An 18,688-nucleotide genomic window follows, 5' to 3' on the forward strand; every position below is an offset into this window, starting at 1 on the left:
AAAATCCTTTCTTAACTCACTTACGTATATATGTATCGATTTAAATGAAATTATTTTTGTAAATATGTCATCAACTTATAATACTAATATTTACGAAAAAAATCAATATGGAAAAGCCTACTCCTAGGAGTAGGCTTTCACATATAAGATTGGTAACTAATTACTTGAAGTATTTTACACCAGATGTAAAGATTGGCATTTCTAATTGGCCAGGAATGTTTTGGCTAATACCAGCACCACAGCGTTCGGAGTGGGCCATTTTACCAAATACGCGACCATCAGGACTATAAATACCTTCAATAGCAGCTACAGATTGGTTAGGATTGAAGCGGCTATCCATGGATGCAATACCATCAAAGTCTACATATTGTGTAGCGATTTGACCAGTTTTATTAAACTCTAACACTTGTTGAGGGGATGCAATGAAGCGACCTTCACCGTGAGAGATAGGTACAGTATAAATTTCACCAGCTTTAGCATCACACATCCAAGGGGATTTAGTGGAGATTACCTTTGTATTGACCATGCGAGACAAGTGACGACCAATTGTATTGTACGTCAATGTAGGGTGATCTGCAGTTAACGTTTCAATGTGCCCCCCAGGCAATAAGCCTAATTTGATAAGAGCTTGGAAACCGTTACAAATACCAAGTACAAGGCCATCTTGTTTGTACAAGAGGTTTTCTAAACCTTCTGCAAGATATGGATTGCGGAATAGGGTAGCCATGAATTTGCCAGAACCATCTGGTTCATCGCCAGCACTGAATCCACCAGGGAACATAAGAATTTGAGATTCTGCTAATTTAGCTTTAATTACGTCGATGGATTCTTTTAATTGTTCTGGTGTTTGGTTTCGAATTACTACAATATCTGTTTCGGCCCCAGCTCGTTCGAAGGCACGAGCCGCATCAAACTCGCAGTTTGTACCAGGGAATACTGGAATGAGAACTTTAGGTTTAGCACCTAAGTATGTACTGCGAGGTTTAGCGTGTTGATCATGGATGTACGCTACTGCTTCTCCAGAACCATTTGGCGCATGCATAGGGAATATATCATTGAGGGGAGCTTCATAAGCTGCCTGGATTTCCTTGAGTGATACAGAGTGATCCGCCCATTCAATAACTGGATTTGCTTGTGTTACACCGATTACTTTTAAACCTGGTAACTCTAAGAGATAGTTAACAGCTTTAATGTCTACCTCTACGATAAATGCACCAAGAGCTGGTTGGAAAATTGCACGTTCTGCATATTTATCAAATTTAACACCGATATTGTTGCCAAGAGCCATTTTTGTGACTGCTTCAGGAATACCACCTTGGTCGACTACATAAGCGGAGTAAACGCGACCTTTTTCAATTTGTTCTTGTAAGACGTCACAGTTTTCTTTAAATCGATCCCAATCAGGAGTGTCATCGTACATGCGAGGTACATCGAAGAATACGAGGCGATGGTCTACACCTTTAAGGTCTTGGCTCACAATGTTATCTACATGAGCTGTTCCCACTGCGAAAGATACGAGGGTAGGAGGAACTGTAAGATCCATAAATGTACCGCTCATAGAATCTTTGCCGCCAATTGCGCCAATTTCAAGTTCTTTTTGTGCTTTGTAAGCGCCCAGTAAAGCTGCTACAGGTTTACCCCAAGATTCTTTAGAGTTGAGGCGTTCAAAGTACTCTTGTAATGTTAAGTATGCATCTTCACGACGACCACCGAGAGCTACTAATTTAGCGACAGATAAAAGTACAGCATATTGTGCGCCATGGTATGGGCTCCAGTCGGATAACTCAGGTACAAAGCCATGTGTCATGATGCTAGCAGTTGTAGTTTCCCCATTTAATACAGGTAATTTTGCTACCATGCCTTGAGTCGGTGTTTTTTGGAATTTGCCACCAAATGGCATAAGCACTGTATTAGCACCTACCGTGCTGTCAAAGCGTTCTGCTAAGCCTTGTTGAGAGGCTGTATTTAAATCGGATACGGCTGCAAGCCATTTATCTTTGAAGTTCTCTGCACTAGAAGAACCACGTAAGAAGTAAGAACGATCCGCTGGAGCTGTTACAATAGCTTCCTGCTGTTGACTTGCACCATTTGTATTTAAGAAGTCGCGGCTGATATCTACGATTGTTTCGCCATTCCAGTTCATGATGAGGCGATTTGTATCAGTTACATCTGCAACAACTGTACATTCTAAGTTTTCTTCGTCGCAGTATGCTTTGAATGCATCTACATCAGAAGCGGAGATAACGCAGGCCATACGTTCTTGAGATTCAGAAATTGCCAATTCTGTACCATCGAGGCCAGCGTATTTTTTAGGCACTAAATCAAGATTAATAGTTACGCCATCTGTTAATTCACCGATGGCGACGGATACACCGCCAGCACCAAAGTCATTACAACGTTTGATGAGTGTAGTTACTTCACCACGACGGAAGAGACGTTGAATTTTACGTTCTGTAAGGGCGTTGCCTTTTTGAACCTCTGCACCACATGTGGAAAGGGACTCTACGGTATGTTCTTTGGAGGAACCGGTAGCGCCACCACAGCCATCGCGGCCAGTTTTGCCGCCAAGTAATACTACTACATCTCCTGCAACTGGTACTTCACGGCGTACTTGATTGCGTGGGGCTGCACCAATAACAGCGCCAATTTCCATGCGTTTTGCTATGTAGCCAGGGTGGTAATATTCTTTTACTTCACCTGTAGCAAGGCCAATTTGATTGCCGTAAGATGAATAGCCACGAGCTGCTTCTTGCGTGATTTTCTTTTGTGGTAATTTGCCTTCTAATGTATCTTCCAGGCTCGTATGTGGATCGCCAGAGCCAGTGATGCGCATTGCTTGGTATACATAGGCGCGGCCGCTCAATGGGTCGCGGATACAACCGCCTAAGCAGGTAGCAGCACCGCCGAATGGTTCGATTTCAGTAGGGTGGTTATGGGTTTCGTTTTTGAATAATAACAACCATTTTTCCGTTTTTCCGTCGACATCGACAGGAACGATGATAGTACATGCATTGATTTCATCGGATTCATCGAGATTTGTTAAACCACCAGCATGACGCAATTCTTTTGCGGCTAGTGTAGCCATATCCATGAGAGAACGAGCTTTTTTCTTCGTTGTATAGAGCTCAGCACGACCTTCCATGTATTCTTCGAGGGCTTCTTCAATAGGGCCTGTGAAGCGACTCGCTTCGATAGAGATATCCGTTAACTCTGTCATAAATGTGGTATGACGGCAGTGGTCGGACCAATATGTATCGAAGAGGCGAATTTCTGTAATCGTAGGATCCCGGTGTTCTACCTCTGCATATTGTTGTCTAATCATTTGAAGGTCCGCTAATGTCATAGCAAGACCATAGTTTTTGATAAGTCCTTCTAACTCAGCATCGCTCATTGTCGTAAAGCCATCGATAGTTGCCACTGGTTTTGGGTCCTCTAAATTGAGAGCCAAAGTGTTAGGTAATTCAAGGCTTGCTTCACGGGAATCAACAGGGTTAATGTAGTATGCTTTGATGGCATTTTCTTGTTCTTTTGTGAAAGTGCCTTCGATAGCAAATACGCGAGCACATCGAACGATGTGACCAGAAGTAAGCGTGAGCATGGAAATACACTGCTCAGCACTGTCGGCACGTTGATCATATTGACCTGGTACATATTCAACAGCAAATAGGAAACCTTGTACAGCTGGAATTTCCTCTAATACTGTATCCACAGGAGGTTCGGAGAAAATTAGATTTTTTGCAGCTTCTAAATCTTTTTTATCTAAATTTTCAATATCATATCGTTCGTAAATGGTAACACCTGTAACAGGCATAGATAATTCCTGTTGTAAGGTCAGTAACATGCGTTGTGCTTCTTGGTTGAAAGATTCTCGTTTTGTTACGAATAATCGTTGTATAGCCATTGTAGCCTCCTGTAATGTATATAAATCCCTAGGGGATATTGACAAATTAAGTATAGTCGGTCTAGACTTATAAGTAAAGATAATCTTACTTATTAAAAGATTAGAAATACTAATAAATATGAAAAATTCATGAAGGTCATAAGACCTAATATTCATGAAGTTTTCTACATATTCATTATATATTGAGAGTTCATCGTTATAATATAATAAATGATATGTATAGTTAAAAGTAAGACGTTACTATTAGTATATAACAGAGGTGAATAAAATGGCAGTATCTGCAGATTTATATAGAACCTTTTTAGGGGTAGGCTTATATTTATCCTTTTCTCGTGCCGCAAAAGAACTAGGTGTGTCTCAATCCGCCATCAGTCAAAGCATTAAACAATTAGAAGGGGAACTGAATATGCCTCTTTTCGTGCGTACTACAAAATCTGTAGGATTCACGCCGGAAGGTAAAGAATTGTTTGATACGGTAGCTAAAGCGTTCTCCATCCTTGATAATGGGGTGACTCAATTACAAGAACGTGTTAGCCAAGCTTATGAAAGTTTAAACCTTGCTGCTACAGATACATTATGTCGCCATTTCTTATTACCTTATTTCCATAAATGGCAATTGCAAGAAAGTGAAATCGGATTGCATATCATTAATCGTCCATCCCCTGATTGCGTAGAGTTGGTACTCAATAAAGAGGCTCAGTTAGCGGTGGTTAATGATTATGAAGGCTTGCGTGATAATCCTCAATTAGAGGTCACTACATTGGCTACCATTCAAGATGTATTTGTTGGTGGCCCTGACTATAAAGGGGCAGGCTTCTTTGATCAAGGTCGCTTACTTAACGAGCCTATCTTATTATTACATAAAGGCTCTGCAAGCCGTACCTTCTTTGATGAAGTAACACATGGCGCATGCCGTAAGCCTCGTTTTGAACTTGGTAGCGTCGATGTATTGCTCGATCTTGTAGAAATTAATATGGGTATTTCCATGTTGCCTAACCATGTAGTGCAACAAAAGATGCAAGAAGGCTCCATCGTGCGTATCGATACAGATATTCCTGTACCGACCCGTGATATTGTACTTGTCCGTTCTCGCTTGGTACCTCAATCTGAAGGGGCTGCGCGCTTCACATCCTTGCTTATTAATCGTGAAAGCACTCGTGATAAGGTCTTATAATTATAAGACACACTTTTTGAGAAATTTCAGAAAGTGTGTCTTTTTATATTTTAGGCTAGTCTTATCTGTGCTATATTATATTGTTATAAATCTGTTGAATTTTATAATTCACAGTTGAAAGTTTTTAAGTCTCTTTGTAAGTTATTGTATTAGTCATATTGTTAAGGCTTTTACTTGATATAGGTTGACCCTAAGGGGTTATTTACGTTAAAATTTAAAGATAGTTATATTGCGGAGGTAAGAGCACATGGAATTATTAAAACAACGCATTCGTGAAGAGGGGATTGTCCTCAATAATCGCGTGCTAAAAGTCGATGGTTTTTTAAATCATCAAATCGATCCACAATTGTTTAAAGCAATCGGTAAAGAAATTGCTGATCGTTACCGTGATGCAGGGGTACAACGTATTGTTACTATTGAGGCATCTGGCATTGCATTGGCATTGATGGCTGCTCTTGAACTTGATGTGCCATTAGTATTTGCGCGTAAGAAAAAATCTATTCTTATGGTAGACGATGTATATCATAGTGTGGTGTACTCCTACACAAAAGAAGAAAACTACGATATTACTATTTCTAAAAAATTCTTGCCAGCTGGTGAAAAAGTGTTAATCATCGATGACTTCTTGGCATCTGGTGAGGCGGCTATGGGCCTTGCTAAATTGGTAGAAGACGCAGGTGATGAAGTGGTAGGTATGGCTATTGCTATCGAAAAATCCTTCCAACCTGGTCGCGAACGCCTTGAACATGCAGGTTATCGTGTAGAGTCTTTAGTTCGTATTAAAGAATTTAAAGACAATGGTTGTGTATTTATCGAAGACTAATAGTCTGATTATTTGTAGAGGGAATTATGAATCAAAAAGCAGAAAAATTCGACTTACTCATCGCTGACCTAAACAAAGGTGGTAACTCTTGGTTTACAAAGGAAGAAATGACAGATGATCTTCATACAGTCGTTTATCACGGCCGTTTGGATGTTCATGAGCATAGCTTGCCTGTATTCATCGTTGTGGATGATTCTGCATTCTCCTATGCTCGCATAGCTATCACAACAACATCTATTGATGAAAAAGTGATTCCTGCTGTGTTAAAAGAACTTAACACATTGAATCAAGATTATAAAGTATCTAAATACTATGTAAGCAATGAAGATAATAACATCTATATGGATGTATCTGTTCCTGGTTTGACAGAACAGTTTGATCCTACAGTAGTAGTTAATTTATTGCTTGAAGTTGTTCAACCACACTTAGATGCTGTGCATAAAGGCATTCTTAAAGTAGCTGGTTTATCTTAATAGAGGTTGTTATGAATCCTAAAGCGTTATTATTTGATAAGTTTTTAAAAGACGAAGAAATCACATCCTTTGAACGTAAGGATTTTGATGATGAAGACGGTACTGTTGTATACCGTTCTTACATTAAATCCCCGTTGTGGGATATGCCGTTATTTGTCATTCTTGATAACAGTATTTACAGTGTTATTCGTTTGGTGTTGGGCCCTGAAAAGGTAACTGCACAAAATATGAATGCCTTGAATGCTTTGATTAACCGTGACAATGCGACATACAAAAACTATAAACTATATATTGATGAACAAGATTCTAGTCTATATTTGGACTGCGTATATATGTGTGGTGATGATGCGTTTGAACCTGCATTAATGTATGCATTAATGTCTTCTATTGTAGATTATGTACCTGAAGCTGTAGGTGAGTTGAAAGCTGCTTTTGAAAGTGGTACTCACTAATCAATAACAAATATATATTAATGAGCGTAATGTTCGGAAATTAAATAAAAGAGGGTATTCTATCTTTATAGATGGAATACCCTCTTTTGTTTTTGTAGAAAATATATATATGGTGTGAAATAGCGCGTTTATTGCAAGGATATTTTTGTACAAATTGAGAGGGGATTTGTAATCAACCAAGTTGAATAAAGTTGATATAATTAAAAATAATATTTTCGAATAGTTCGGAATATAACGAATAATAAAAATAATTAATTATATAATATTCGAAAATTGTGTTGATTTTGTAAATGTTAGGTGTTACAATTTGTGTACAAGAAGGAGGTAGCACCGTGAACTATGCAAATCAACAAACTCAAAGCAAGTCTACGGAGGCTATTTGTGCGCATTTGACCCAGTCTGTTTAGGCTGGGCTTTTTTATTAGGAGGATCTATGAAGGTCGGTATTATTATGGGCAGCAAGTCTGACCTAGACACAATGAAAAAGGCATCTGCCGTACTTGATGAATTTAACATTCCTTATGAAATGGTTATTGCTTCAGCTCATCGTACACCTGAAGCTGTAAAGGATTTTGTTACACGACTTGAAGATGAAGGGGCCATCGCTTTTATAGCTGGTGCTGGTGCAGCGGCCCACTTACCAGGTGTAGTAGCTAGCTTCACTACATTGCCTGTTATCGGAATTCCTCTTAATGCAACAGCTTTAAAAGGTATTGATTCCTTGCTTGCTATAGTTCAGATGCCATCTGGTATGCCTGTAGCAACTATGGCTGTAGATGGTGCTAAAAACGGAGCACTTTTTGCAGTCCAAATTGGAGCAGCTTTCAACAAAGAATTGAAAGACCGATATGTACAGTATCGCAAAGATATGGCTGAAAAAGTATTAGCGGACAATGCTGAATTACAAGGTGCCATTAAACTATAATTGTTTGAAGCGTTTACATCATCATTTATACATCTTTGAATAGATAAGAGTAAAAGGAGACACATCATGGCTAACATCGACTTGGAAACATTAACATTATTGTACGAAGGTAAAGCAAAACAAGTATATCAAACAGATAACAAAGACGAGTACATCGTTCATTATAAAGATGATGCTACTGCATTTAACGGCGAGAAACATGATACCATCCTTGGCAAAGGCGTATTGAACAATAAAATCTCTTCCTTCTTCTTTGAGTTATTAAAAAAAGAAGGCGTACCTACTCACTTCGTTCGTCGCGAAGATGATCGTAATCAAACAGTACTTACATTGAATATCATTCCTTTAGAAGTTATCGTTCGTAACATTGCAGCTGGTTCTATGGCTAAACGCTTTGGCATTGAAGAAGGTACTCCTCTTAAACATCCAATCCTTGAATTCTGCTACAAAAATGATGAATTAGGTGACCCATTTGCTAATGAATCCCAAATCACAGCACTTGGCTGGGCTACCCAAGAACAACTTGATGTAATCTCTACTATCACGTTAAAAGTAAACGATATTTTGAAAAAATTCTTGGCTACTAAAAATGTAACCCTTGTAGATTTTAAATTAGAATTTGGTACACATAATGGTGAAGTATTATTAGGCGATGAAATCTCTCCTGATACATGCCGTTTCTGGGATGCTACAACAGGTGAAAAACTCGACAAAGACCGTTTCCGTCGAGATCTTGGTAATATCGAAGAAGCGTACAAGGAAATGTTATTCCGTCTTACAGGCGAACGCGCCTAAGGGGGCACGATGAACTACGATCCAGTTTTTGATAAATGGCATGAAGAGTGTGGTGTATTCGGTGTCTATGATAGAACCGTTGATGTAGCACGCTATGTATATTGGGGACTCTTTGCGCTCCAACACCGTGGACAAGAAAGCGCGGGCATTGCCGTTACCGATGGTCATGATGTAGAACTAAAAAAAGGTATGGGCTTGTTGACTGAGGCCATTAAAGAACTACCATCCTTACCAAGCCATATGGGGACTGGTCATGTGCGGTACTCTACAACAGGTTCCAATAATCCACGCAATATCCAACCGTTAGTAATTCATTACCAAGGCGGTCAAATTGCAGTGGCTCATAACGGTAATTTAACGAATGCTTTAGCTATTCGCAAACGCCTTGAAGCAGATGGATCTATATTCCAAACGACTATGGATTCTGAGGTTATCGTAAACCTCATTGCTCGCTCTAAAGCTGAGACACAAGAGGAACGCATTGCCGATGCAGCCCGTCAAATTGAAGGAGCCTTTTCTCTTGTTATTACTACGAACGACTCCTTGGTAGGTGTGCGTGATCCCCAAGGCTTTAGACCTCTTTGTTTAGGCAAAACTGCAAATGGCTATGTCCTTTCTAGTGAAAGCTGTGCCTTAGATGCTATAAAAGCTGAGTTTATCCGTCACATCGATCCAGGCGAAATGGTAATTATCGATGACTCTGGTGTACGTAGTGTTATCTATGCAGAACCAGAGAAAATTGACAAAAAGCTTTGTGTTTTTGAATATATCTATTTTGCCCGCGGTGATAGCCATATCGATGGTCAATCGGTATATCAATCTCGTCTTAATATGGGGCGTGAATTATATAACGAAACTAAATACGATGCAGATATCGTCATGTCTATTCCTGACTCTGGCACTACAGCTGCACTAGGCTATGCTCGTGCATCGGGCATACCATTTGCAGAAGGATTGGTGAAAAACCGATATAGCGGTCGTACCTTTATCAAGCCAAATCAAGAGGAGCGGGAATTAGCTGTTCGTATGAAGCTTAATGCATTGCCTCACATTGTAGGGGGCAAACGGATTGTCCTTATCGATGATTCTATCGTACGCGGTACTACGAGTGGTATTATCGTTAAAATGCTAAAGGAAGCGGGCGCTAAAGAGGTGTACATGTGTGTAAGCTCACCAACAATTGAGTATTCCTGTCACTATGGTATTGATACGTCGGTGCGTAAAGAGCTAATCGCTGCTACACATACAGTAGATGAAATAAAAGATTATATTCATGCTGACAAATTACATTATTTGTCTCGTGAAGGCTTATGTCGTGCCGTATCTGATATAGCGCATAATGATTTATGTTTTGCTTGCTTTAATGGTGATTACAGTGTAGAGGTTCCTGCGGAACAAGAGGAAGGGGTCAAATATGTGCTCGAATAAAACTAGTTTAACCTATCGTGATGCAGGCGTTGATATTGATGCAGGTAATCGCGCAGTGGAATTGATGAAAGAATCCGTAAAACGCACCTATACACCAGGTGTTGTTGGTGATTTAGGTGGTTTTGGGGGCCTCTATTCCTTAGCTGGTCACGCTATGTCTGACCCTATGCTCGTATCTGGTACAGATGGGGTAGGTACTAAATTACGTTTAGCTATCATGATGGATAAGCATGATACAATTGGCCAGGATTGCGTAGCTATGAGTGTTAATGATATTCTTGTGCAAGGTGCAACGCCTCTATTCTTCCTCGATTACATTGCAGTTGGTAAACTTGATCCTGTGAAAGTAGCAGATATTGTGCGCGGTGTGGCAAAGGCTTGTGAAGAGTCCGGATGTGCTTTACTAGGCGGTGAAACTGCTGAAATGGCTGGGTTCTACGATAACGATGATTACGATGTGGCTGGTTTTGCCGTTGGTATCGTTGATCGTCCTAAATTGATTACTGGTGAAAGTATCAAAGCTGGCGACGTAATTTTAGGTCTGCCATCGTCTGGTGTACATTCTAATGGCTTCTCCTTGGTTCGTAAAATTGTATTCGACCATAAACAGTTATCTATGGATACAAAAATTCCAGAGTTTGGTAAAACTTTAGGCGAAGAATTATTGACGCCTACTCGTTTATATCCTAAAGCTGTATTGCCGTTAATTGAACAACAGCTTGTAAAAGGCATGGTTCATATTACCGGCGGTGGCTTCTATGAAAATATTCCACGCGTATTGCCAAAAGGCGTTACTGCAGAGGTAGATGTCACTACATGGCCACGACTTCCTGTATTTACAAAACTACAAGAATGGGGTAATGTAGCATGGCCTGAAATGTACCGTACTTTCAACATGGGCATTGGTATGATTGTTATCGTTGATCAAAAGGATGTAGAAACGGTTAAAGAAAACCTTTCTAGTCGTGGTGAAACGGTATATGAAATTGGCCGCATCGTAAGTGGTGATGGTCCTGTTGTCCTTAAAGGGGCTGAGTTTGATGCGTAATTCTAAAAAGAGATTAGCCCTCTTTGCTAGTGGTCGTGGTTCTAATGGTGAAGCACTGTATAAGGCTATGCTAGAAGGCTATATTAACGGTGAATTTGTTGTAATCATTACGGATCATGGTACAGCAGGAATTGTAGAACGCTCTAAATCTTGGAATATTCCACTTATTGTTATGGAACGTAGCAACTATGATTCTAAAGCTAGCTTCGAACAGGCTCAACTAGATGCTTTAGAGCCTTATAAGGTTGATGGTATCGTCTTGGCAGGCTATATGCGTATTGTCGGTGCTCCTTTGATAGAGCGATATGAACATCGTATATTAAATATTCATCCTGCTCTGTTACCATCATTTCCAGGCCTTCATGGTCATCAACAAGCCATTGACGGAGGCGTAAAAATTACAGGGTGTACGGTACACTTTGTTGATGCGGGAATGGATACGGGGCCTATCATTCTGCAGAATACGGTTCCTGTATTACCCGATGATACGGAGGATACCTTGAGTGATAGGTTATTACCTATCGAACATAAAACGTATAAAGAGGCGTTACGGCTGTTTTGTGATGACAAACTCACAATAAAAGGGCGTGTTGTATATATTGAAGATTGATGTGCAAGCAAAGGAAGACGTTAGATGATTAAAAATGCATTACTTAGTGTTTCTGATAAAACAGGTATTGTAGACTTTGCAAAAGGTTTAGTTGAATTAGGTGTAACCATTTATTCCACAGGTGGAACTCTTAAAGCCATAACCGATGCAGGCATTGCAGCAAAAGCGGTTGAGACGTTGACTGGTTTTCCTGAAATGATGGACGGCCGTGTAAAGACCTTGCATCCCAAGGTTCATGGTGGTATTTTGGCAATTCGCGATAATACTGAACATCAACAAGCTATGGCTGATCATGGTATTGAACCAATTGACCTTGTTGTTGTCAATCTCTATCCATTCCGTGAAACCATTGCCAAACCAAATGTATCCTTAGCGGAAGCTATTGAAAATATTGATATCGGCGGTCCTACCATGGTGCGCTCTGCTGCGAAAAACCATGCGTACGTAGGCATCGTTGTAAATCCAAACCATTATGATGAAATCTTAACGATGCTTAAAGAATATGGTGAATTGCCTAAAGAACATCGCTTTGGTCTTGCAAAGGAAGCCTTTGCTCATACTGCAGCTTATGATGTAGCCATTGCTAATTATATGAGTGGTGTCTTAAACGAAGGTCCTACACCACCTGAATATTTAAGTGCTTATGAAAAGGTAACTGACCTTCGGTATGGTGAAAATCCGCATCAAAAAGCAGCATTCTACAAAGAAATTGGCAAAGCTCATGGCATGGGGGCCTTGAAACAACTCCATGGTAAAGAGCTTTCCTATAATAACATCGTAGATATGGAAGCGGCTTGGAATATGGTGTGGGAGTTTACAGATCCTGCAGCATGTATCATTAAGCATACAAATCCATGTGGCGCAGCTACAGCGACTACATTGCATGATGCTTATGTAAATGCCTACGAAGCAGACTCTGTATCTGCCTTTGGTGGCATTGTAGCTTTAAATCGTGAAGTAGATGCAGCCACTGCAGAAGAAATGAGCAAAATTTTCTTAGAAGTCATTATGGCACCTGCTTTCACAAAAGAAGCATTAGACATTCTCGAAGCAAAGAAAAATATTCGACTCATCGAATTATCTAAACCTGAATCTGGACAAGTAACAGTGAAAAAGGTTTCTGGTGGTCTATTAGTGCAAACAGAGGATGATATCCAAGAAGACCGCGCTAACTATAAAGTTGTTACGAAGGTTCAACCAACAGAGGAACAATGGAAAGCCCTTGAATTTGCTTGGAAACTTGTAAAACATGTAAAATCCAATGCCATTTTGATTTCTAACGAAAAACGTACACTCGGTGTGGGGGCTGGTCAAATGAACCGCGTTGGTTCTGCAAAAATTGCTCTTGAACAAGCTGGTGAAGCTGCTAAAGGCGCTGTATTAGCATCTGATGCATTCTTCCCATTCGGCGACACTGTAGAAACAGCGGCAAAACATGGTATTGCAGCCATTATCCAACCAGGTGGATCCATTCGCGATGAAGAATCCATTAAAGCAGCTGACGAAGCAGGAATTGCCATGGTATTTACAAGTATTCGTCACTTTAAACATTAATTTGTTTAGTCTGATTGAGGGTTACAGTCGAGCACTAGCTCGTAATCATTGATGTGTAATGATGATTATAGAGGATATAGGTGCTTACATAAATGATGTATTGATGGCGTTTAGGCGCCGATGGAGGACTTATGAAAGTATGTGTAATCGGTAACGGCGGCCGCGAACATGCATTGGCATGGCGATTGTCCATCAGCCCTAGCGTAACAAAGGTATATGCCATTCCTGGCAGTGCGGCCATGTCAGATTGTGCAGAGCTAGTTGGCATTGATTGGCAACAAAGTGATCATTTAATTAGCTTCTTGAAAGATAATCATGTTGATTTGGTCGTTGTTGGTCCTGAGGCTCCCCTTGTGGCAGGTCTAGCAGATACACTTAATACAGCTGGAATTCCTGTATTTGGCCCATCCAAAGCAGCTGCTCAGCTAGAAGGATCCAAAGTGTTCGCCAAAGATTTAATGAAAAAATACAATATCCCAACGGCTGCTTATGGTGTGTTTCACAAGGTAGATGAAGCAAAAGAATTTATCGCTCAAACTGGTGCTCCTATTGTGGTTAAAGCTGATGGCTTGGCGGCTGGTAAGGGCGTTGTGGTGGCTATGACCATCGATGAAGCAAATGCGGCTGTAGAAGATATGCTCAGTGGAAACCGCTTTGGAGAAGCTGGTAGTACCGTTGTTATCGAAGAATTCATGGAAGGTGAAGAAGCGAGCTTGCTTGCCTTTGTAGATGGCAAGACTGTAGTTCCTATGATTGCATCTCAAGATCATAAACGCATCTTTGATGGAGATAAAGGTCCTAATACTGGTGGCATGGGTACCTATGCACCAGCGCCAGTACTTACTAATGCATTACGAGATGAGGCAATGAAGACAATTTTAGAACCTATGGTAGCTGCCATGGAGAAAGAGGGGATGCCTTATGTGGGCTGTCTCTATGCAGGTCTTATGATTACACCTCAAGGCCCTAAGGTTGTAGAATTTAATGCCCGCTTTGGCGATCCTGAAACACAAGTTGTATTGCCATTACTTGATAGTGACTTAGGTCAAATTATGATGGCTTGTGCCACAGGCACATTAACAGCTGATATGGTGAAATGGAAAGATTCCTCGGCAGCTTGTGTCATTCTTGCTTCTAAAGGATATCCTGAAACATCCTCCAAGGGTGATGTGATTCATGGTGATATTAAACAACACGATACAACCATCGTATTCCACTCTGGTACGAAACTCGTTGGAGATGAGTATGTGACCAATGGCGGCCGCGTTCTTGGCGTTGTAGGTCTTGGTAAAGACCTTAGAACGGCGCTCGATAGAGCTTATGGCCGTATAGAACACATTGATTTTGAGGGTATGCAATACCGTACAGATATTGGGGCGAAAGCTTTCAAATAAAGAAAAAGTATTTTGAATACAGTAACAGCGTTTTAAATACAGTAACAGCGTTTTAAATACAGCAAAAAAAACGTTTTGAACAGAGCAAAACCTCTACACTCATGCATATTACATGTGATGTAGAGGTTTTTATTTTCTACCTTTTAATGGTTACCTATGTTATAATAATGTAGATATAAAGAGGGCCCATCGACGTGTGATGGCGTTAGGCTCATCTCAAAATTTTGAAACCTATTGATGGCGCCTAATATGTAGAAGTACATCTTCTACATATTAGGTGTTTTTACTATAGTCTATTTTTCGTATAGCGACATACAACTATGAAATATAACAAAGAACCGTTAAAACTGAATAGTCCGGTATCATTTTGGATGAATTTCCCCAATGAAGAACGTGTGTTTTGGGTGGATCGCCAAAGTGACCGCATCGTTGTGGGCGCTAAACGTCTAGCGACGGTTAAAGATGATGACGATCGCCATAATTACGCTTATGTATTTTATGGGGATACTTTTTTTGATACTCTAAAAGACCCTAAATGGTCTAATATGGGCCATGAAATGATTGCGTTTACCCATTATTACATCGTAGAAAATGGGGAATCTTTCTATCTCCATGCTGGTGAAAGCGTACCCATCGAGGATTTTGAGGTGCCTCGCGTACGCCATAACTTCAAGGAAACCAGCGATGATAAGGCTGCTTGGGATAGCCTTATGAAAGCTATTGCTGAGGGCATCAGCAGTGGTGAGATGACTAAGGTCGTCTCCTCGCGCGAGGTGGAATTCACTAGCGAAACACCATATAATGTAGCAAGTATCTTGGCTAACTTAGTGGATAATAATCCTAATTGCTTTATCTTTGGCTATGAAAAGGATGGGCGTACCTTTGTAGGAGCATCGCCAGAAATTTTAGTTCGCCATCGTGGCAGTGAAATATTAAGCTATGCCTTAGCGGGCACTGCTCCAAAGGATGGCCCTAATGCGTGGACTGAGGAGCAATTACTAACTAATACAAAAAATATCATTGAACACAATATCGTTCGCGATCGCATCGTGAATACGATGAAACAAATTACTCCAGACGTTACGGTGGGGGAAACCGGCATTATGGAGTTGTCGCACCTCTATCATTTGCGTACCATAATTACCGCAAAGGATAGTACAAAATCTCTTGTGGAATGGGCCAAATTGTTACACCCTACACCAGCCCTTGGTGGTGAACCTCGAGAAAAGGCGCTAGCCTTATTACAAGAGTATGAATCCCATGAACGTGGCATGTACGCAGCCCCTTTTGGCTTTATGAAAGATATGGGGGACGGCATCGTTGTAGTTGCCATACGATCTGCTCTTATCATGGATAATGTATTGTATGCCTATGCAGGATGTGGTGTTGTAGCCGATTCTAATGCGGATGAAGAATATGCTGAAACTAATAATAAAATGCGCACCATCTTGGATGCTTTATAATTGTTTCCGTACCTTTAGGGGTGTTTGAAAGGGAATATAATGAATGAATATATTGCTGCCTTGGTAGACGAGTTCTACCAACTCGGCGTCCGTCATGCCGTGTTTAGCCCTGGTTCTCGTTCTACGACGATGGCCATGCTGTTCAAGGAGCATGAAGGATTTGAAACCTATATGAATATAGATGAGCGCTCTGCTAGTTTTATGGCTCTTGGCATTGCAAAGGCTCATAAAGAACCGACTGTACTCGTTTGTACCTCAGGTTCGGCTGTGGCCCATTATTTGCCAGCTATTTTAGAAGCTCAATATACTGGGATTCCACTCGTTGTACTGTCTGCTGATAGACCTCATACACTATTGCATGTAGGGGCTCCTCAGACTGTAGATCAGCACAAAATCTTTGGTACTACAGTCAATTATTTTGAAGAATTAGCTGTGCCTCAAGAATCTCATTACTATACATATCCCCGCCAAGTGGCTCGTAAGGCCTATATGAAAGCGATGGATACAAAAAAGGGACCTGTCCATATTAATGTGCCTCTCTTTGAACCATTGGTGCCAGAATTGAGCCGTAACCATTTTGAAGCTGGTCGCAGTTCCTTTAAAGTGGTTAAGCCAAACTATAGTAGTGTGTTTGGCTTTGATAATAGAAACAATTTGACTCATATTAATAATGCAATTGATATTGCTCATGGAAATGATGGTACAAACGAGATTAATGATTTACTTGAAAGATATGAGCGTATTCTTATCCTAGCAGGTCCACAAATCGATATAGATGAGGCTGAAACGATTCGTTCCTTCGGGGAGGCTTTACAAGCTCCTATTTTGGCGGATCCTCTATCGAATGTACGAGGATGCAGTACATCTAAAGTTGTAATTTCTACGTATGATGCATTATTAGCAGGGCAAGCTCTTTGGAATGAGTTAAAACCAGATTGTGTAATTCAGTTTGGTCAAATCGTTGTGTCAAAACGAGTGCAACAGATGATTGCTAGCTGGACTGATGTGGAATACATCGAGGTTAATCCTACAATGGATTCCATGAATCCTACAGGTAAAACTACGATGCATATGCAAGCTAGTATTGATGTATTTACCCATTTACATGGTAAAAACAATAACTCTGATACGTACCTAAACATATGGCGACGTTTAGAGCAAGCTGGTAAGAAGCAACTAAGCTTAGCTATCGATGAGCCTCATTGCTTTGAAGGTCGAACTATACGGGAGCTACAAAAAAAGATTCCTGAAGATGGACAAATTTTTGTTGCCAATAGTATGACCATTCGGGACTTTGATTACTTCTGGTTTAGTGGGGAATCTAAGGCGGTTCTTTACGGAAATCGAGGCGTCAATGGTATTGATGGCACTATTTCTACGGCTCTAGGGCTAGCAGCAAATGGTAAACCTACATATCTAGTAACAGGGGATTTATCCTTGTTCCATGATTTGAATGGATTGGCTGTAGCTAAAACTCATAATTTAAACTTAACCATTATTTTGCATAATAATGATGGAGGCGGTATTTTTGAATACTTACCTCAAAAGGGGACAAAGCATTTTGACTATTTGTTCTCCACATCACAAGGTTTAGATTACAGTGGGGCTGCCAAACTCTATGGCTGTGGCTACACTAAAATCTCCAGCCCCGATGAGTTGAGTTCTGTATTGGCTAAGATTGGTCAAGAATCAGGCGTTCATATCATTGAAATTCCTACAAATAGGGAATATAGCAGAGAATTGCATAAAAAATATATGAAGGTTTCGGTTGATATGGAGGCATTACTATGAGTCAGTATTTTTGCAGTATTGTAGATAATGCTTTGCGTAATCCAGCTCAACGCATGTACTTTGATTTGGGTGAATATCGCTATGGCTTGACTGTGGTAGGCGATGGGGAGCCTATCGTATGTTTTCATGGATTTTCAGAATCTAGTTATACTTGGGATTCCATTAACTTGCCAGACTATCGTTTAATCCGTATCGATTTGATTGGTCATGGTGATTCTGATATTCCTGAAGAGGGTGCGGCTTATACAGTTCCCCAAATGATAGAGGATTTGCATACTGTTATCTATCATATGGTAGGTGATAGATATTACCTCATGGGCTACTCCATGGGGGCTCGTATAGCGCTTTCCTATGCTTTGGAATATGAAAGTGAAATCAAAGGGCTCATCCTTGAAAGTGGCTCTGTAGGTATCGCCTCTGACGCTGAGCGATTAGAGCGCCGTAAGGCCGATGAAGATTTAGCGGTTCACATTGAAAATCATGATGGCGCTTGGTTTGCTACACGTTGGGCGGAGGCTCCTATTTTTGAAAGTCAAAAGCAACTTTCAGAGGGCGTAGAGGAATTAATCTATCTACGTCGTTCCAATAATAGTACGTACGCCTTAGCATGCACCCTTCGTGGGTCAGGTCAAGGTGTCATGCCTTATGTGGGGGATAAATTAGAAAAATTCTCTGTTGAAGGCTTATATGTGAGTGGCGCACTAGATACAAAATATACTACAATAGGAAGAGATGTATTTGGCAAGTTGCCAAACTTTAAACATGTCATCGTCGAAGGGGCGGGGCATAATGTACATATAGAAAAACCGCAGATGTTTGAACAAGCGGTATTAGATTTTTTACACAAGAAAGGTTAA

Annotated in this window: 15 protein-coding genes; 14 read left to right on the plus strand and 1 reads right to left on the minus strand. The window is 40.6% G+C overall.

Translation table 11 applies throughout. The features are described 5' to 3' along the window. Window positions 1-160: 160 nt before the first annotated feature. Complete coding sequence (locus MOQ65_RS08065; RefSeq protein WP_257847242.1) at window positions 161-3,901, minus strand: phosphoribosylformylglycinamidine synthase; 3,741 nt, start codon at window positions 3,899-3,901, stop codon at window positions 161-163. Between the two features lie 268 nt (window positions 3,902-4,169). Between MOQ65_RS08065 and MOQ65_RS08070 the strand changes: the two genes are divergently transcribed. The 14 genes from MOQ65_RS08070 (at window position 4,170) to menH (ending at window position 18,688) form a co-directional block, all read left to right on the plus strand. Then, a complete protein-coding gene (locus MOQ65_RS08070) occupies window positions 4,170-5,075 on the plus strand; it encodes a LysR family transcriptional regulator (protein WP_024064082.1) in 906 nt (301 codons plus the stop codon). A 247-nt stretch (window positions 5,076-5,322) separates the two neighbouring features. Further along, the gene (locus tag MOQ65_RS08075; protein WP_105085269.1) at window positions 5,323-5,898 is read left to right on the plus strand and encodes a xanthine phosphoribosyltransferase; all 576 of its coding nucleotides are present in this window, start codon (window positions 5,323-5,325) and stop codon (window positions 5,896-5,898) included. 26 nt (window positions 5,899-5,924) lie between these two features. Further along, window positions 5,925-6,371, plus strand: coding sequence for a hypothetical protein (locus MOQ65_RS08080; RefSeq protein ID WP_257847243.1), 447 nt, complete (start codon window positions 5,925-5,927; stop codon window positions 6,369-6,371). Between the two features lie 11 nt (window positions 6,372-6,382). Further along, a complete protein-coding gene (locus tag MOQ65_RS08085; RefSeq protein ID WP_105094718.1) occupies window positions 6,383-6,823 on the plus strand; it encodes a hypothetical protein in 441 nt (146 codons plus the stop codon). 433 nt (window positions 6,824-7,256) lie between these two features. After that, entirely contained in the window at window positions 7,257-7,748 is a 492-nt protein-coding gene (gene purE / locus MOQ65_RS08090) for a 5-(carboxyamino)imidazole ribonucleotide mutase (RefSeq protein WP_105081468.1), read from the plus strand. 66 nt (window positions 7,749-7,814) lie between these two features. Further along, the gene (gene purC, locus MOQ65_RS08095; RefSeq protein WP_105085273.1) at window positions 7,815-8,543 is read left to right on the plus strand and encodes a phosphoribosylaminoimidazolesuccinocarboxamide synthase; all 729 of its coding nucleotides are present in this window, start codon (window positions 7,815-7,817) and stop codon (window positions 8,541-8,543) included. A 9-nt stretch (window positions 8,544-8,552) separates the two neighbouring features. Further along, on the plus strand, window positions 8,553-9,971 hold the full coding sequence (gene purF, locus MOQ65_RS08100; RefSeq protein ID WP_213467672.1) for an amidophosphoribosyltransferase: 1,419 nt from the start codon (window positions 8,553-8,555) through the stop codon (window positions 9,969-9,971). Continuing rightward, window positions 9,958-11,019, plus strand: coding sequence for a phosphoribosylformylglycinamidine cyclo-ligase (gene purM, locus MOQ65_RS08105; protein ID WP_213467673.1), 1,062 nt, complete (start codon window positions 9,958-9,960; stop codon window positions 11,017-11,019). The genes purF and purM overlap by 14 nt, the downstream gene beginning before the upstream one ends. Continuing rightward, window positions 11,012-11,629, plus strand: a complete 618-nt coding sequence (gene purN / locus MOQ65_RS08110) for a phosphoribosylglycinamide formyltransferase (protein WP_213467674.1) — start codon at window positions 11,012-11,014, stop codon at window positions 11,627-11,629. Before purM ends, purN begins: the two co-directional genes overlap by 8 nt. 24 nt (window positions 11,630-11,653) lie before the next feature. Further along, on the plus strand, window positions 11,654-13,183 hold the full coding sequence (gene purH / locus MOQ65_RS08115; protein WP_213467675.1) for a bifunctional phosphoribosylaminoimidazolecarboxamide formyltransferase/IMP cyclohydrolase: 1,530 nt from the start codon (window positions 11,654-11,656) through the stop codon (window positions 13,181-13,183). Window positions 13,184-13,314: 131 nt separating this feature from the next. Then, window positions 13,315-14,577 carry a phosphoribosylamine--glycine ligase gene (gene purD / locus MOQ65_RS08120; RefSeq protein ID WP_213467676.1) on the plus strand — a complete coding sequence of 421 codons (1,263 nt, stop codon included), beginning with the start codon at window positions 13,315-13,317 and terminating at the stop codon, window positions 14,575-14,577. Window positions 14,578-14,897: 320 nt separating this feature from the next. Continuing rightward, window positions 14,898-16,040 carry an isochorismate synthase gene (locus MOQ65_RS08125; protein WP_308221112.1) on the plus strand — a complete coding sequence of 381 codons (1,143 nt, stop codon included), beginning with the start codon at window positions 14,898-14,900 and terminating at the stop codon, window positions 16,038-16,040. A gap of 39 nt (window positions 16,041-16,079) precedes the next feature. Next, window positions 16,080-17,831: a 2-succinyl-5-enolpyruvyl-6-hydroxy-3-cyclohexene-1-carboxylic-acid synthase gene (menD, locus tag MOQ65_RS08130; protein ID WP_257847245.1), complete on the plus strand. Its 1,752-nt coding sequence runs from the start codon at window positions 16,080-16,082 to the stop codon at window positions 17,829-17,831. After that, complete coding sequence (gene menH, locus MOQ65_RS08135) at window positions 17,828-18,688, plus strand: 2-succinyl-6-hydroxy-2,4-cyclohexadiene-1-carboxylate synthase (RefSeq protein ID WP_257847246.1); 861 nt, start codon at window positions 17,828-17,830, stop codon at window positions 18,686-18,688. Before menD ends, menH begins: the two co-directional genes overlap by 4 nt.

The organism is Veillonella faecalis (assembly GCF_024677885.1).
In the GTDB taxonomy this organism is placed as follows: domain Bacteria; phylum Bacillota; class Negativicutes; order Veillonellales; family Veillonellaceae; genus Veillonella; species Veillonella nakazawae.

Coding starts and splice junctions, on each gene's coding strand:
- MOQ65_RS08065 (WP_257847242.1), bottom strand. CDS start 3,901: ATGGCTATACAACGATTATTCGTAACAAAACGAGAATCTTTCAACCAA.
- MOQ65_RS08070 (WP_024064082.1), top strand. CDS start 4,170: ATGGCAGTATCTGCAGATTTATATAGAACCTTTTTAGGGGTAGGCTTA.
- MOQ65_RS08075 (WP_105085269.1), top strand. CDS start 5,323: ATGGAATTATTAAAACAACGCATTCGTGAAGAGGGGATTGTCCTCAAT.
- MOQ65_RS08080 (WP_257847243.1), top strand. CDS start 5,925: ATGAATCAAAAAGCAGAAAAATTCGACTTACTCATCGCTGACCTAAAC.
- MOQ65_RS08085 (WP_105094718.1), top strand. CDS start 6,383: ATGAATCCTAAAGCGTTATTATTTGATAAGTTTTTAAAAGACGAAGAA.
- purE (WP_105081468.1), top strand. CDS start 7,257: ATGAAGGTCGGTATTATTATGGGCAGCAAGTCTGACCTAGACACAATG.
- purC (WP_105085273.1), top strand. CDS start 7,815: ATGGCTAACATCGACTTGGAAACATTAACATTATTGTACGAAGGTAAA.
- purF (WP_213467672.1), top strand. CDS start 8,553: ATGAACTACGATCCAGTTTTTGATAAATGGCATGAAGAGTGTGGTGTA.
- purM (WP_213467673.1), top strand. CDS start 9,958: ATGTGCTCGAATAAAACTAGTTTAACCTATCGTGATGCAGGCGTTGAT.
- purN (WP_213467674.1), top strand. CDS start 11,012: ATGCGTAATTCTAAAAAGAGATTAGCCCTCTTTGCTAGTGGTCGTGGT.
- purH (WP_213467675.1), top strand. CDS start 11,654: ATGATTAAAAATGCATTACTTAGTGTTTCTGATAAAACAGGTATTGTA.
- purD (WP_213467676.1), top strand. CDS start 13,315: ATGAAAGTATGTGTAATCGGTAACGGCGGCCGCGAACATGCATTGGCA.
- MOQ65_RS08125 (WP_308221112.1), top strand. CDS start 14,898: ATGAAATATAACAAAGAACCGTTAAAACTGAATAGTCCGGTATCATTT.
- menD (WP_257847245.1), top strand. CDS start 16,080: ATGAATGAATATATTGCTGCCTTGGTAGACGAGTTCTACCAACTCGGC.
- menH (WP_257847246.1), top strand. CDS start 17,828: ATGAGTCAGTATTTTTGCAGTATTGTAGATAATGCTTTGCGTAATCCA.